Source organism: Streptomyces sp. NPDC050388 (genome assembly GCF_040655635.1).
Lineage (GTDB): Bacteria > Actinomycetota > Actinomycetes > Streptomycetales > Streptomycetaceae > Streptomyces.
The window spans coordinates 1-14,322 of sequence record NZ_JBFAKH010000126.1 but is presented as its reverse complement, the minus strand read 5'-3'; the positions used below and the strand labels follow the sequence as shown (position 1 = coordinate 14,322).

General features: G+C 69.2%; 12 protein-coding genes and 3 pseudogenes. 8 read left to right on the top strand and 7 right to left on the bottom strand.

Features of this window, described 5'->3' with window-relative positions:
* Positions 1–95: 95 nt before the first annotated feature.
* Positions 96–787: pseudogene (locus tag AB0I73_RS37460) on the top strand (IS701 family transposase); the annotation flags it as partial.
* A gap of 359 nt (positions 788–1,146) precedes the next feature.
* On the opposite strand, the gene AB0I73_RS37455 reads toward AB0I73_RS37460, so the two are convergent.
* Both AB0I73_RS37455 and AB0I73_RS37450 read right to left on the bottom strand, forming a co-directional pair.
* Entirely contained in the window at positions 1,147–1,455 is a 309-nt protein-coding gene (locus AB0I73_RS37455; RefSeq protein ID WP_363044888.1) for a hypothetical protein, read from the bottom strand.
* A 296-nt stretch (positions 1,456–1,751) separates the two neighbouring features.
* Positions 1,752–3,311 (bottom strand): aromatic amino acid lyase, encoded by a 1,560-nt coding sequence (locus AB0I73_RS37450; RefSeq protein WP_363044887.1) that lies wholly within the window; start codon positions 3,309–3,311, stop codon positions 1,752–1,754.
* 985 nt (positions 3,312–4,296) lie between these two features.
* On the opposite strand from AB0I73_RS37450, the pseudogene AB0I73_RS37445 reads away from it, so the two are divergent.
* The 4 genes and pseudogenes from AB0I73_RS37445 to AB0I73_RS37430 form a co-directional block, all read left to right on the top strand.
* Positions 4,297–4,484, top strand: a pseudogene (locus AB0I73_RS37445) (IS5/IS1182 family transposase); the annotation flags it as partial.
* Positions 4,485–4,679: 195 nt separating this feature from the next.
* A complete protein-coding gene (locus tag AB0I73_RS37440; protein WP_363044886.1) occupies positions 4,680–5,759 on the top strand; it encodes a glucose-1-phosphate thymidylyltransferase in 1,080 nt (359 codons plus the stop codon).
* Positions 5,760–5,908: 149 nt separating this feature from the next.
* Positions 5,909–6,615 (top strand): annotated as a pseudogene (locus AB0I73_RS37435) (transposase); the annotation flags it as partial.
* A gap of 85 nt (positions 6,616–6,700) precedes the next feature.
* Complete coding sequence (locus AB0I73_RS37430; RefSeq protein WP_363044885.1) at positions 6,701–7,270, top strand: maleylpyruvate isomerase N-terminal domain-containing protein; 570 nt, start codon at positions 6,701–6,703, stop codon at positions 7,268–7,270.
* 825 nt (positions 7,271–8,095) lie between these two features.
* Here AB0I73_RS37430 and AB0I73_RS37425 read toward each other — a convergent pair.
* From AB0I73_RS37425 to AB0I73_RS37410, 4 genes are read right to left on the bottom strand one after another with little or no spacing between them, the layout of a single operon-like run.
* A complete protein-coding gene (locus AB0I73_RS37425) occupies positions 8,096–8,551 on the bottom strand; it encodes an SgcJ/EcaC family oxidoreductase (protein WP_363044884.1) in 456 nt (151 codons plus the stop codon).
* 43 nt (positions 8,552–8,594) lie between these two features.
* Positions 8,595–9,062, bottom strand: a complete 468-nt coding sequence (locus tag AB0I73_RS37420) for an SgcJ/EcaC family oxidoreductase (protein ID WP_363044883.1) — start codon at positions 9,060–9,062, stop codon at positions 8,595–8,597.
* Between the two features lie 22 nt (positions 9,063–9,084).
* Entirely contained in the window at positions 9,085–9,567 is a 483-nt protein-coding gene (locus tag AB0I73_RS37415; RefSeq protein WP_363044882.1) for an SgcJ/EcaC family oxidoreductase, read from the bottom strand.
* Between the two features lie 43 nt (positions 9,568–9,610).
* Positions 9,611–10,093, bottom strand: a complete 483-nt coding sequence (locus AB0I73_RS37410; RefSeq protein WP_363044881.1) for an SgcJ/EcaC family oxidoreductase — start codon at positions 10,091–10,093, stop codon at positions 9,611–9,613.
* 388 nt (positions 10,094–10,481) lie between these two features.
* Here AB0I73_RS37410 and AB0I73_RS37405 point away from each other — a divergent pair, with 388 nt between their 5' ends.
* The 3 genes from AB0I73_RS37405 to AB0I73_RS37395 all read left to right on the top strand — a co-directional run bounded on the left by AB0I73_RS37405 (position 10,482) and on the right by AB0I73_RS37395 (position 13,214).
* Positions 10,482–10,850 (top strand): metalloregulator ArsR/SmtB family transcription factor, encoded by a 369-nt coding sequence (locus tag AB0I73_RS37405; RefSeq protein WP_363044880.1) that lies wholly within the window; start codon positions 10,482–10,484, stop codon positions 10,848–10,850.
* Entirely contained in the window at positions 10,847–11,290 is a 444-nt protein-coding gene (locus tag AB0I73_RS37400) for an SRPBCC domain-containing protein (RefSeq protein ID WP_363044879.1), read from the top strand. Before AB0I73_RS37405 ends, AB0I73_RS37400 begins: the two co-directional genes overlap by 4 nt.
* 241 nt (positions 11,291–11,531) lie before the next feature.
* Complete coding sequence (locus AB0I73_RS37395; RefSeq protein ID WP_363044878.1) at positions 11,532–13,214, top strand: MFS transporter; 1,683 nt, start codon at positions 11,532–11,534, stop codon at positions 13,212–13,214.
* Between the two features lie 688 nt (positions 13,215–13,902).
* Here AB0I73_RS37395 and AB0I73_RS37390 read toward each other — a convergent pair.
* Positions 13,903–14,157: an integrase core domain-containing protein gene (locus AB0I73_RS37390; protein ID WP_363044877.1), complete on the bottom strand. Its 255-nt coding sequence runs from the start codon at positions 14,155–14,157 to the stop codon at positions 13,903–13,905.
* Positions 14,158–14,322: the final 165 nt, after the last annotated feature.

Genomic DNA, 14,322 nt, shown 5'->3' with positions numbered 1-14,322 from the left:
GGATGCTCGGCCAACGGGCACGTCCGGTTCGGCGGGCGGGGACGGGAAGACCGACACCCGGAACGGTGCACGGCGTCCCGTCCCCGACCCAACTCGTCAAGAAGGGCGCCACCTCCGCGGGCGTGCAACGCCAGTACTCCGGCACCGCCGGCCGCACCGAGAATCCCCTAGAGGGGGTGCCCCCAGCCAGATCGGGGTCTTCGCCGCCTACACCTCCACCCGAGGCCGCGCTCTGGTCGACCGTGAGCTCTACCTTCCCAGGTCCTGGACCGAGGACCGGGACCGCTGCCGCGCGGCGAAGATCCCCGACGAGCGGGACTTCCACACCAAGGGCGACCTCGCCAAGGCCTTGGTCCTGCGGGCGATCGCCTCGCCACTGCCGATCGCCTGGGTCACCGCGGACTCGGCCTACGGACAGGAAGGGCGCTTCCGGCGCCTGCTGGAACAGTCCGGCCTCGGCTACGTCCTGGCGGTGCCCAAGTCCCAGTTCAGCGTGGGCTACTGGCTGTTTGCCCAGGCCTCCGCCGACGCCTGGGAACGGATCTCGTGCGGGGACGGCGCCAAGGGACCGCGCGTCTACGACTGGGCGGCCATCCGACTGCCCGCCGTCGCGGAGTACGACTACCAGGACGAGAACCAGGGCCGCCGACGGTGGGCACTGGTCCGCCGCAGCATCGCCCGGCCCGACGAGATCGCCTACTACCTCGCATACGCCCAACTCGACACGACAGTAGATCAGTTGGTGCGGATCGCCGGGATGCGCTGGGCGATCGAGGAGTGTTTCCAGGCCGCAAAGGAGGTTCGTCAACCCTGTGGCGCCGGGTTTGGGGTGATTCGGCGGTGTGGGGTTCATGCGGCGAGGGCGGTGGTCCTGGGGACGCGGGGTTCGTAGAAGGCGCCGCATGACCCCAGCAAGCCAAACTACCCCAAACCGAACCTGGGCGCCTTGACGAAAGACATAGAGGCGCCCCCCGCAACACCGCTTTGACGACGGGCCTCATGTCACGCACCTCCTGGATCACGCATGGCCCGGCTCAGGACCGCGCTCACAACCGCCGGATCACCGGTGCAGCCCGTGACCGGGCCGTGCTCACCGCGCGGCAACCCCTGCCGCGACCGGGCGAACACGCGTGGGTACGGCAAGAGTCACCGGCTACCGCCGTCGGCGTACACGACCCGGTGGGGCGCGTGACCGATCCTCCCCGGCCTCCACCACCCGCCACATCCTCTGCACTGCTCCGGAACGGGTCGGACCGCGCACACCAGGTTTGTGTACGCCGCCGGGTGTCCGTCCGGGCTCTCGTCCTCCGGGGCCAGCTCGTCCGCGGCACGGATCCGCTCCAGGGTGGCCGCCTGGGCGTGGAGACCCACGGTGTCGGCCGGGGCGGGGGCAGTGCCGGGCGCCTCGGGCAGCTCCCAGGGACCGGGGCCGAACACCCCCTGGTCGACCAGCATCCGCACCAGCGCCGTGGCGGCACTCTGCGCGGCGGACGCGGTATAAGCGGTGGACGCACGCGCCGCGGCGGTCAGGACCGCCACGGCCGGAGCCTCGCCGTCGGTGCCGGCGGTCGGCGCACCGGACCCGCCGCCGCGGCCCGTCGGCTCGTCGTCCGCTCTCGGGGCTCTTCGTCGGCTGTCGCTCATTTCCCTCCCTCTCTCACCAGAGTTGGGCGCTGCATCCGCCGGACGTCGGCGGTGTGGAAAGCGTGACCGGTCTGCCCGCGGTGCCCGGCGTGTTCGGCGGGAGAGCCTCAGCGCGGCACGAAATCCCCGTACCGGCCGACCGCCCGCAGCACCTCGCCCTGCGCCAGGGCGGTGGCCATCAGCTCGACGTCCTCGGCCATGGAACGATCCACGCCCAGCATCGGCGTCAGGGACCGGACGGCGTCGTACGCCGCCTGCGCCGCCGGACCGAGGTCGTCGAACCGCCGGGACACATCCACGGCCTGGGCGGCGGCCAGGAACTCCACCGCGAGAATCCGGTTGTTGTTCTCCAGGACCCTGCGGGCCCCGCGGGCCGCGACCAGGCCCATGCTGACGACATCGTGGGCCGTGCCCGCGAAGGGCACGCCCTGCGTACTGGCCGGGCCTATCGTGCGGTTCTCCGCCACCAAGGCGGACGCCGGGAACTGCGCCCCGGCGAAGCCGTTGTGCAGCGCCGGGTCGGCGGCGGTGAGGAATGAGGGCAGTCCGTTACCGGGGCCGGCGTTCAGGAGCTGCTGGAGCTGCCGCTCGGCCAGGACCCCGAGCTGGACAAGCGCGATCGTCGCGAAGTCCATGGCGAAGGCGATCGGCTGGCCGTGGCCGTTCGCCCCGTGGAACACCTCTTGGTCCGCGAAGAACAGCGGATCGTCCTGAGCTGAATTGAGCTCGGTCTCCAGGGTGCTCACCGCCTGGTACAGGGTATGCCGCACAGCTCCGACCACCTGCGGGACGGCACGCAGCGAGTACGCCCACGGGGCGCGGGACCCAGTCGGCGCACCGCCCGTGGACGGCACCGCTGCGGCGCCGCCGCGCAGCAGCTCCCGCAGATTGGCGGCCGTGTCGATCTGTCCCAGATGAGGGCGGGCGAGGTCGTGCCCCGCGGCGAGGCAGTGCTCCGCCGAACCGCCGAGCGCCTCGGTCACCAGGGCCGCGGCCACCTCCGCCTGCCGTACCTGGTCGAGTGCCCGTGCCACGACCAGCGAGCCGAGGCCGGTCATCGCGGACGTACCGCCGATCAGCGCCCGACCCTCCTTGAAACTGAGCCGCAGCGGCTGGACGCCCCGCTCCCGCAAGGCCCGCGCCGTCTCCACCCGCTTGCCGTCCCGCAGCACATGCCCCTCACCGATCAGGGTGCTCGCGATATGGGCCAGCGGCGTCGCGTCCCCGCCGGCACCCAGGGAGCCGATTTCGGGAACGGCCGGTGTGAGTCCGTCATTGAGATATTCGACAAGGCGCTCGAGTATCGCGGGACGCACCGCGGAATATCCCTTGGCCAGTGAATTCAGCTGGGCCACGACGATGGCCCTGGCCTCGTCCTCGGCGAACAGGGGTCCAATGCCCGTGCTGTGGCTGCGAATCAAGTTGGCCTGGAGTTCGCTCACCTCGTCGGCGCCGACCCGCACTACTCCGCTGCGGCCGAAGGACGTCGCCCCGTCGACCGGCACGTTCCGGCGGACGAAGTCCTCCAGGGCCTCCCTGCTGGCGCGCGCCCTGGCCACCGCGCTCCGGCTGAGACCCACCAGGGTGCCCTCTTCGGCGACCTGGCGCACTCCGTCGATGGTCAGGGTCTCGCCGTCGATGAGGACGGAGGCAACGTCGTGAAGCACGGACAACGTCTCACTCCCTGTGTCGTGCCGACGCCCCCGGTGGACCCGGGAGCGGCTGTCATGCTGTCGGTCTGCCGGACCTGACCGGGCGAAGCCGGGCGGCGTCGAACCGGACCGCGGGCTCCCCGCCGAGACAGTCCATTCTCGGCCTCGCACCGGTCCGGCCGCGTCTCCTTCCGTGCGCAGTCGGAACAGGGTACGTGCCCGGTGTGCAAGCTCGGCGCAGGGACTCCTGCCGGAGTGCGGTCCTGCCGTCGATTTGCCGGTCACCGGCCGATTTCCCTCGTTGCGCGGGAGAGGGGGAACCGAAGGACGCTCGGGTGTGTATATGCACTCGCACGCGACGTAATCCCCGACAGCGGCGCTGCCGCTGGACGTTTCCAGATCTCCTCACCACGTCGACACCCTGCCTGACAAGGGCGGTTGGCAAGTGTTTGGCAGACCCGTAGCTGCGAACGGCACCGCAACGGGCTGAGTCCCGCTGCAGCGTTGGGTGACCGCCATGCTCTCCCGCCCCGGGACCGGAGTGGGGCGGCCCTCAGTGGTGCGGCCGGAGTTTCCAGTCGTCGGCAAGACATTGCCAGACGGTCGGTGGAGAGGGCAGCGACAGCGGGCCGCCCCTCACGGACCGGCCCGTCGCCCTCTTCGGCCGCAGCACGGGCGCCCGGGCCGCCTAGGAGCCGGCCCGCGTCATGGGGCGGGAAGGCTTCCCGGTCGGCCACCTGCCCGCCTCCCGCGCCCGCGCGTCCCGGACCCCGACGGGAGCCGCGGCGGACGAGTCCCGCCGGGCCGAGGCCGACTGGGAGCGGCGCACCCGCAGCGCGTTCCACCGCCGCACCTCGCACTCCGCAACGATCTTCCCGGGACCAGCGGATCCCTTGCCGAGCTGCCCGGCACCGCTGCGCTCCTCGGCCCGCTCGCCGAGCACGCCCCCGGCCCGCCCGCAGCCCTGCGCGACCTACCGGCCGAGGGCTTCGCCGCCAGCGACGGCACCCTGGTCGGCGGCGACCGTGTGGCGGCCGATGAACCGCACCACTCGACGAAGCACCGCAGGCACGGGATGAACGTACAGGTCCTGCCCGCCCCGGACGGGACGCCGCCGTGGTTCTCATGAGCCTTGCCGGACGGACTCGCGATCCAACCGCTGCCCGTGCGCACGACGTGGTCCGGGCGCTCCAAGGCGGCCCCCGGCGCGGCAACGCGCCAGGGCAGTGGACAGCCGACCCCGCACCCCGATTTCATCGAGCCGGCCAGCCACGCGCCGCGCGCGCTGTTCACGGCACTCCAGGAGATGAGCGGTGCGGGGCCCGCAGGGTGGGATGGGGTCGGTCTGGAACCGCCTACTCACGAACCAGGAGGCGATAGCCGGTGAAGGCACTGGTGCTGGCGGGCGGATCCGGCGTCCGCCTCCGTCCGTTCACTCATTCCACGCCGAAACAGCTCATTCCGCTCGCGAACAAACCGGTCCTGGAGCATGTGATCACACACGTCCGTGAACTGGGCGTGACGGAGATCTGCCTCCTCACCGGCGACTGGGCGGACGCGATCTCCGCGGCCATGGGCGACGGCTCCCGCTTCGGTGTGAATCTCACCTATCTGCGGCAGGACCGGCCGCTGGGCCTGGCGCACGCGGTGCAGACGGCCCGCCCGTTCCTGGGCGACGACGACTTCCTGATGTATCTGGGGGACAACATCCTGGCCGACGCGGACGGCACGGTCGCCGGAATCGTCGGGGAGTTCCGGGAACGCCGCCCGGCCGCCGGCCTCGTGGTGCAGAAGGTGGCGGACCCGCGCGCCTACGGTGTGGCCGAGGTGGACACGAGCGGCTCGGTGTTGCAACTGGTGGAGAAGCCTACGCAGCCACGCACCGACCTCGCCGTCGTGGGTCTGTATTACTTCACCGCGGCCATCCACGGAGCAACCGACGCCATCACGCCCAGCGCCCGCGGCGAGCTGGAGATCACCGACGCCGTCCAGTGGCTGATCAGCCGGGGGGACGAGGTCGTGGCCCGTCAGTACAGCGGCTTCTGGCAGGACGTCGGCCGGGCCGACGACGTCCTGCAGTGCAATCGCTGGCTGCTCGGCGAGCTGCGCACCGACGTCAGGGGCGAGATCGACCCGGCCAGCGAACTGCGCGGACAGGTCGTCATCGAGCCGGGCGCCCGGGTGGTCCGTTCCTGCATCGAAGGGCCGGTGATCATCGGGACGGGCACGCTGGTCGAGGACAGCCGGGTCGGGCCGGGGACCTCCATCGGACGCGACTGCGTGGTGCGAAGCACCCACCTGTCCGATTCGGTCGTGCTCCAAGGCGCCCACATCTGCACGCCCCGAGGTCTGCGCAATTCCCTCGTCGGCCGGTTCGCCACGATCGGCCTGGGTGAAGAGGGCGATCCCAGCTACCGCCTCGTGATCGGTGATCACGCACGTATCCAGATGACCGTTCTCTGAGGATGACCGTTGTCTGAGGCCCGGCCCGGTGCGCCCTTCGCACGCCGGGGCTCCGAGACGATGCTCCGGCCAGGAGACGCCCATGGCTGACGACCGGAGACCGCCCGAGGGCGCCGCCCTGCCGGAGCACCCCGCCTCGTCAGCGGCAACGCGTCATCCGCATCGGCCGTGAGGCCTTACGGTGCCTGCTCCGGTGCCGCGGCATCACGTTCCAGCGCACCCAGGCCTGGAAGGAGTCCCCCGACCCCGACCGCGACGCCAAGCTCGACCGGATCGAGCAGGTGCTGGACCGCTTCCCGGACCGGGTCTTCGCCTCCGACGAGTTCGGCCCCTTGGGGATCCGGCCCACCGCGGGCTCCTGCTGGGCGAAGCAGGGCAAGCTCGACCGGCTGCCGGCGACCTACCGCCGCACCCACGGCGTCACCTACTTCCACGGCTGCTACTCGGTCGGCGACGACCATCTGTGGGGCGTCAACCGCCGCCGCAAGGGCACCGCCAACATCCTGGCCGCGCTGAAATCGATCCGCGCCGCCCGCCCCGACGGCGCCCCGATCTACATCATCCCGGACGACCTCTCCGCCCACACCGGTGCGGACATCCGCCGCTGGGCGAAGAAGCACAAGGTCGAGCTGTGCTTCACCCCGACCCACGCCTCCTGGGCAACCCGCTCGAGGCCCACTTCGGCCCGCGGCGGCAGTTCACCCTGGCCAACTCCCACCACCCCAACCACACCGTCCAGACCCGGGCCCTGCACGCCTATCTGCGCTGGCGCAACGCCACCGCCCGCCACCCCGGCCTGCTCGCCGCCCAGCGCCGCGAACGCGCCCGCATCCGCAGCGAGAAGGGCATCCGCTGAGGCGGACGTGCCAGATGCCCGGCGGCGTGAAGGATCGACAACCAGCCCAGCCCAGTCCCACCACACGGACCGCGAGGAGTTCCGCATGGACCATCAGGACGTCGACGCCGCCGTGGCAGAGATGCTGCGGGTGCTCGGCCCCCAGACCGCCGAGGACTGGACGGTGCCGGCGGGGCCGCTCGAATGGACCTGCTGGCAAACAGCAGCGCACATCGGCCATGACCTGCTGGCCTACGCGGGGCAGCTGGCGGCACAGCCCGCCGACGCCTACCTTCCCATCGACCTGAACGTTCGCCCCACTGCCTCGCCGGCCGAAGTACTCCAGGCCGTCACCGCCTGCGGCGGACTGCTCAGCAGCGCCCTGGCCACAGCCACCCCGACCCTGAGGGCCTGGCACTGGGGCCCGTGCGACCCCGAGGGGTTCGCGGCGATGGGCGTCGCCGAAACCCTGCTGCACACCTACGACATCACGCAGGGATTGTCCGTGGACTGGCTGCCACCAGCACCGCTGAGTGCAGCAGTGCTCAACCGGCTCTTCCCTGCCGCCCCGCCCGGAGACCCCACTCAGGTACTCCTCTGGTGCACCGGCCGTGGAGAACTCGTCGGGCTCCCTCGCCAAACCTCATGGAGGTGGGAAGCAGCACGCTCGGACTGATCGAGCTGACCCCGGCGAACGTTCCCGGTCACAGCACCTAGCCGGTGCGGAAGGTCACCGAGGCGCCGACCGAAGCAGCGGAGGCTGAGGGTCGATCTCAGGGCGCCGACCCAGCCCGAGGTGCTGGCGGCGGCTCTGGTCGCGATCGTCGGCAACCCGCGCGGACAGCTGCGGCGGTCGGCGGTGATGACCTTGAGTGGGTTCCGCGTCCGTCGCAGCTCGGGTGGTGCTTGCCGCCTGTCTTCCGGTCGCTCCGTAGCTGCGTCCGCAGGCCCTTGGACGTTCCTCCCTGGTCGACGCCGCCACCGCCGTACGCGGCGCGCCGCCGCTTCGCGGGTCGGTCGTCCGTTTCACAGCGGACGACGAAAGGAAATGGAAGGGAGGTCACCCATTGCCTTCCATTTCCAACGGACAGCGCGCCGACGGCTCTGCGGAAAGGAGAGAGGCGCGAAGTGCGGGTGACCTTGTCTGCACACAGGGCGCGCGGGGGCGTCGAACCACCGGTGGGACGCGCGCTACGGGACCTTCATGCGCTGCTGCCGCGTGCGCGGCCGGATGCCGCATGGTGGTCCGGTGTTCCTGCGGTCCGTCCCGCCCGTCCCGAACGGCTTCGCGGCGTTGTCGCGCTGGCTACCCGACCTTGACCGGTGCGCCTGCGCTGCCGCGCCCCACTCCCCGGAGACGAACGGGGTGACGGCGGCCCAGTCGGCGTCCACCGGACCATCCGCCCCGCCGAACCCGTGCCCACGATCACATGGCCGTACACGCGCTACTCGCTGTACGGCGAATGCGGCCGGTGCAAGAAGGGAACGCGCCCAACGGCCGTCAGCCCTTGACCGGGCTGGTCTGACGGCAGATGACCTGCCAGTCACCGTCCTGCTTGACGAGCACCCACATCGCCCGGTACTCGTCCTCGGGCGCCCAGGCCTCGGCCGCCTCGGCGACCTGCCCGCCCCGCGTGACGGCGAGTGCGACCTCTGCGGTGAGCAGCCTGACCTCCAGCGGCTCCTCGGGAATCCGCATGCCGCGGTACTGCTCCCGGAAGGCCTTCCTCAGGAAATCCCTGATCTGCTCACGGCTTGTGAGCTGCTCGTCTCCCAGGAGCAGGCTGCCGTTCTCCGTGAACATACCGGCGACCGCGTCGGCGTCCTGGGACTCCCATGCGGCCCGGACGCGCAGGGGCGCGGTGTATGCGGCGCCTTCCTCCCCGTTGGAGTACGGACCGTAGTAGCTGGCCCATTGCTTGGCCTGGTCGACCAGGCTTGCCGCCTTTGTGGACATGTGTGCTCTCCTTGTGTGGGTGTGGGTGGGCGGGTTCCGGTCGTCACCAGCGCAGCGTCGCGCCGGCGCCACGCGGGCTGTTCTGGTAGCCCGCCAGCTTCCACTCGCCGTCCTGCTTGACGAGCACCCAGGTCGACCGCACCGCCAGTTCCGGGGCGATCTCCGTTTCCCCGGGCGCCAGGATCCCGCCGTGCGTCCGCAGCAGAGCGACCTCGTCGCTCACGAACCGCACGTCGACCGGCGCGCCCGTCACACCCGTCCCCTTGAATGGCCCCGCATAAGCAGCCGCCATGAACGAGCGGATCTCCTCACGGCCCTGCTTGAACACGTCACCGGGAAGGATCATGACGCCATCCTCGGTGAACTGGTCCGCCACCCCGTCCGCGTCGTTCTTCGACCACGCGGCAACCAGGCGCAGCGGAACCCCCAGGGCCTCCTTCTCGCGCTCACTGGTGAACGAGCCGTAATAGGCATCCAGATCGGGAACCACGACAGACATCACAACCTCCACATCGACGGGATCCTGACCCAGATCAACCCTTGACCGGGCTGCTCTGGTGGGACAGAAGCCTGGGCGTGCCGTCACCATCCTTGACGATCACCCACATCGCCCGGATCTCGCGCTCGGGGGCAACGGCAGTTCCGCCGTCCGGGATGATCCCTCCCTCGGTGATCACCATGGCGGTGTCGTCGCTGAGGAAGGTCACCAGAAGCGGGCCGCCGTTCACCCGGGCCCCCTTGTACGGGCCGGCGAAACCCGCGGCCATGAAGGCACGGATCTGCTCACGGCTTGTGAGCTGCTCGTCTCCCAGGAGCAGGCTGCCGTTCTCCGTGAACAGGTCGGCGAACGCGTCCGCGTCGTTGGCCGCCCAGGCGGCCTGTATCCGCATGGCCACGGAGAGGACGGCCTTCTCGTCCTCGCGGGTGAACTCCCGGTAATACGAGTGGTCTTCCTCAACACCGTCGGCGGCAAGCAGCTCTGAGGCATTGCCCCATGTGGGCACCGCAGTGGACATGTGTGCTCTCCTTGTGTGGGTGTGGGTGGGCGGGTTCCGGTCGTCACCAGCGCAGCGTCGCGCCGGCGCCACGCGGGCTGTTCTGGTAGCCCGCCAGCTTCCACTCGCCGTCCTGCTTGACGAGCACCCAGGTCGACCGCACCGCCAGTTCCGGGGCGATCTCCGTTTCCCCGGGCGCCAGGATCCCGCCGTGCGTCCGCAGCAGAGCGACCTCGTCGCTCACGAACCGCACGTCGACCGGCGCGCCCGTCACACCCGTCCCCTTGAATGGCCCCGCATAAGCAGCCGCCATGAACGAGCGGATCTCCTCACGGCCCTGCTTGAACACGTCACCGGGAAGGATCATGACGCCATCCTCGGTGAACTGGTCCGCCACCCCGTCCGCGTCGTTCTTCGACCACGCGGCAACCAGGCGCAGCGGAACCCCCAGGGCCTCCTTCTCGCGCTCACTGGTGAACGAGCCGTAATAGGCATCCAGATCGGGAACCACGACAGACATCACAACCTCCACATCGACGGGATCCAAGCGGGCCTATCAAACGCTTCCACAAGAGAGTCGCTCCTCCCTGGCGGCAGCGACATCTCTCAAGTTGCGAACTCCGCTGCCGGATCCGACGGGATGGTCGGAAGGCTGCCGGCGTAGAGGGCAGCGGTCAGGGCGGTCCAGGAGATGAGCTCGATCGGCTCCCAGTCGCGCTGCTCACGGAAGGCCGCGGTATCGGTCGTGGCGGGAGCCGCCGTGCCGCGTCGCGCGACTTTCCGTGCGGCGCACGGTCGACCTTGTCCTGGTCTCGCCCCACGCGGCGCCTCGTGACTGACATTTGACGGGGCGTCAATGAACTGGCTTCCCTCTTGACCGGCCCCACCCATCGGGATAACGTGTAAGCACTTGCTTACGGTAAGGAGGTGCTTACATGGTTGCTCGGGACCGGCTCAGCATGGCGTTCGCCGCATTGGCGGATCCAACGCGCCGCGATATTCTCATGCGACTTCGAGGCAGCTCCCTCACCGTGAGTGATCTGGCGGAGCGCTATCCGATCAGCAGAGCCGCCGTCTCTCAGCATCTGACGGTGCTCGAGAAGGCGGGGCTCGTGATACGAGACCGGAGAGGGCAGTGGACCGACTGCTCGCTCGCGACCGCCTACTTGGATGAGGCGGCCGCGTGGATCGAGCAACAGCGCGCTGACTGGGGTGAACGGTTCGACCTGCTCGACGAGCATCTCAGGAACCGCCGCGAACAAGACCGCGAGACCGATGGCTATGGCGAAGGAAAGCAGCGATGATCGACACGTCCAAGGGCTTCACGCTCGTCCGCACGTTCGAAGCGACCCCCGAGGAGGTCTGGACGGCGTGGACAAACCCTGACTCCGTAGCGCAGTGGTGGCATCCGCGGGGAACGCTCACACCCCGAGAAGCAGTGCAAGTCGACGCGCGGGTGGGTGGCCGCTACACGTACACGATGGTGAATGAAGCCGTCGGCAACAAGGTGGTCACGGGCGGTGTATACCGTGAAGTCGTGCCGTTCGAACGTCTCGCGTTCACCTGGGGCTACCCGGACGGCGACCCTGATGACACTCCGATCATTACGATCACCCTCGAGCCGGTCGACGAAGGCACGCGCATGACATTCGATCTGCGTGGCGTCGAGGGGACCAAGGGCGACGGGAGCTACTACGACGGATGGCAGGAGGTGCTCGATTCTCTCGGGGATTTCCTGGAATAGTCCCAGATCGCCCGTGAGGGATCCCCTTACGAGACGTACTCGGCGTCTCGTCATGAACGTCAGCGGGCCCAATGCCCAGGAGATGCGGGAACAGATCCAGCGAGTGCTGACCGAGCCATCGTTCCAGGAGGGAACGGATCGGTTGCGGAGCGATCTGTTCCACGCCGAGCCCCGGCGAGTTCGTCCTCATCCTGGAGTGGATGACTGACGAGCACCGACGCCGGCAGGCACGCTGACGAAGTTGCGACAGGGAGCCGACAGGCCGGTCGGGCGCGACATCGCCACCCGCTCCGCGATCATCTGGATGGAGAAACAAGTTATGACCACGGAGTTCGCGAGCGGCCCCCACCCTGCCCCTGCACGGGCGGGGGCCCGCGCCTGGATCGGCCTCGCGGTACTGAGCCTGCCGACGATGTTGGTTTTCCTCGACCTCACGGTGATGTTCCTCGCGCTGCCGCACATCACCGTGGACCTCGATGCCAGTGCCTTGCAGGGTCTGTGGACCATCGACATCTACAGTTTCCTGATCGCCGGGTCGCTGGTCACGATGGGGAGGCTCGGTGATCGGGTCGGCCGACGCAGGCTGCTGCTGATCGGTGCGGGCGCGTTCGGCCTGCTGTCGTTCGCGGCGGCGTTCTCGACGAGCCCGGAGATGCTCATCGCGCTGCGGGCGGGGCTGGCGGTGGCCGGAGCCACGTTCATGCCCTGCACCCTGGCGCTGATCAGGACGATGTTCCCCGACCCCAAGCAGATGGCCAAGGCCATGGCGGTCTGGACGACAGCGGGCATGGCCGGGCTCTGCCTGGGGCCGTCGGTCGGCGGGCTCCTGCTGAACTCGTTCTGGTGGGGCTCGGTCTTCCTGATCGCGGTCCCGCTCATGGGGCTGCTGTTGGTAATCGGCCCGAGGCTGGTGCCTGAGTCCCGCGACGAGAATGCCGCCCGCCTGGACTTCACCAGCGTGGGGCTGTCGCTGGTCGCCATCCTCGCGATCATCTACGGGCTCAAGGAGCTGGCCAGGAACGGGTGGGCGCCGGTCCCGGCGGTAGCGTGCGTCGTCGGTGTCCTGATCGGCGTGATGTTCGTCCGCCGTCAGCGCCGCCTGGCCGATCCGCTGCTCGACATGAGCCTGTTTCGGATTCCCGCGGTCGCCGGCGCCCTGACACTGTTCATGGTCACCGGTGTCGTCCAGGCCGGTACCGGGCTGCTCATCGCCCAGTACCTGCAACTGGTCGAGGGACTCAGTCCGTTCGTCGCGGCGCTGTGGCTCATCGTCCCGTCGCTGGTGGCCATCGCCGGGGTCCAGCTCTCGATCCCGCTGGCCACGCGGCTGCGCCCGAGCTGGGTGCTCACCGGCGGGCTGCTGACCAGCGCCGTGGGCATGGTCGTCATCTCGCGGGTCCCGTCGGTGGGCGGTCTGGCCGTCCTCATCGTGGGGGTGTGCATCTCCTACGCCGGGGTCAGCGCGGTCCCCGCGATCAGCAACCAGCTCACTATGCAAGCGACGCCGCCGGAACGCAGCGGCTCGGCCGGGTCCCTCTCGACCACCAGCGGCGAGCTCGGCAACGCTCTGGGCATCGCCGCCATCGGCAGCCTGGCCACCGTGCTCTACACCAGCTGGGTCGCCGTTCCTCCCGGCATCCCCGCCGATGCCTCGGCGGCCGCCAAGGAGGATCTCGCCGGCGCGGTCGCCACCTCCCAGACGCTCTCGCCCCCGCTGGGCGATCAGCTGGTGACGGCGGCACGCGAGACGTTCACCAGCGCGTTCAGCGTCGTCGCGATCGGATGCGCGGTCACGATGCTCGTGCTCGCCGCCGTCGTGTACGCCACGATGCGCCACGTCGGGCCCATCGGCTCCGAGGAACCGGAGCCGGAGGGCGGTCCCGCCGCGCCTCGTGACACGGAGGTCGCGGCGGATCGAGGGTGACGGGCCGCGCCGTGCGGGTCCGGTGAGGATTCGACGACGAGACAAGCAGCATGAGCCTGCCGAAGACCGTTCTGCAGGACGAGTGGGACGCTGCTCTCAAGGACTTCGTGGCCAAGGACAAGGGGGCCACCCGGCGCGGGACGCGCTGAACGCCCGCGACACCACGCTCGCTATGGTGTCGCGGGCGCCGCTGTCAAAGCTGCGCCCCTACCAGGACCATCTGGAGTGGAACCGCAACTGGTAGGCGTCGGAGGGCAGCGAGTTCGCTTACGACTTCCACGCGGCCCTGGACGACCGGGTGGTTCCCGTCCAGTACAGCTACGAGGGGCTGTCGGCGTCGTTGAACCGTGGCTCAGACAAGATGTCCGTGAAGCCGATCACGGCCGGTGTGGCCGTGACTCTGTGTTGTCGACGGTCCGCGGCGACCAGGAGAACGCGTTTGCGGAGCAGGGGCCGGTGAAGCCGCGCTCGCGGATCTCGACGTGGAGCTTCTCCTGGTTCCGCTTCACGATCGCCAGGTAGTGGACTCCACGTTCGTGCAGGTGGATGCCAACGTGCGGACCTGGTGCGTTTCCACCTCGGTTCGCCGATGGCAAAGCTCGCACACGCTAATACTGCAACGGTGTTTGTGCTGATTGCTGACCAGTTCAGGGACTGAAGTTCCACCCTGCGCCTGGACAGCGCGTGTTTACGCTGCGGGGGTGAGGTCTTGCGTCGCCAGGGCTCTGGTTTCGAGTGGGGTGACGTAGCCGTATTCGGGGTGCTTGCGCAAGCGGGTGCGGTTGTACTCGACCTCGATGAAGTGGAAGACATCGGCCCGGGCGGCTTCGTGGGACTCCCAGACCGTGGTGCCGATCTCCACTTTCAGCAGACCGAAAAAGCTTTCGGCAGCGGCGTTATCGTAACATGACCCAGTTCGTCCCATGCTCTGCCGCAGGCTCAACTCCTGTATCAGGGAGCGGTATTCACCAGATGTGTACTCGGCGGATTCAACCGGTCGTCGCAACACCGGCGTGCACCGATCGTAGATGATCGTCGAGGGCTTCCGCGGGTGTCTTCCAGCCGAGGGTCTTACGTGGACGGGAGTTGAGGACTGCGGCGATGGCGG